General features: G+C 55.0%; 1 protein-coding gene. It reads right to left on the bottom strand.

All coding sequences use genetic code 11. The features are described 5' to 3' along the window. Positions 1–276: 276 nt before the first annotated feature. Positions 277–478, bottom strand: a 202-nt coding sequence (locus KMS84_RS43840) for a transposase (protein WP_256921292.1), incomplete at its 5' end; no start/stop codon positions are given.

The raw sequence follows: 478 nt of genomic DNA, 5'->3' as shown, positions 1-478 counted from the left end.
CGATGATGCTAGGTGGGGAAAAGCGTTCTGTAGCCCGCTGATAGAGTTCGACCGTGGATGGCTTTTTCACCGGGCGTATATCACTAGGAATAGACGTTGAGATAGCGCGAGCATAACCGCCACGGGGCATGGCAGGTAGTCGGTGTGTATTAGGGATGCTCCGATCAACTTGCCGCGCAGCGATGGCAGGCCGTAATTCACCAGGCAATCAGCGCTATTCCCTGAAAACGGCCTAATACAGTGTGCAGCGGAGCGTTTTCCGCCCGGTTCTCCGTGTTAAGTGCGCAACTCACCCAAACCCATCAGTCGTTTTCGAGCCATCCACAGGTTCGACAGGGCGAACAGCGTGGTCAGTTGGGCCGTGTTTTTCATCAGCCCACGAAAGCGTACTTTCACGTAACCAAACTGGCGCTTGATAACCCGAAACGGATGCTCAACCTTGGCGCGTGTCTGCGCTTTGCAGTACTCGATCTTGCGC

Origin of the sequence: Streptomyces hilarionis, from assembly GCF_024539675.1 — a bacterium.
Lineage (GTDB): Bacteria > Actinomycetota > Actinomycetes > Streptomycetales > Streptomycetaceae > Streptomyces > Streptomyces hilarionis.
The sequence above is the reverse complement of the archived record's forward strand: the minus strand, read 5'-3'. Positions and strand labels throughout refer to the sequence as shown.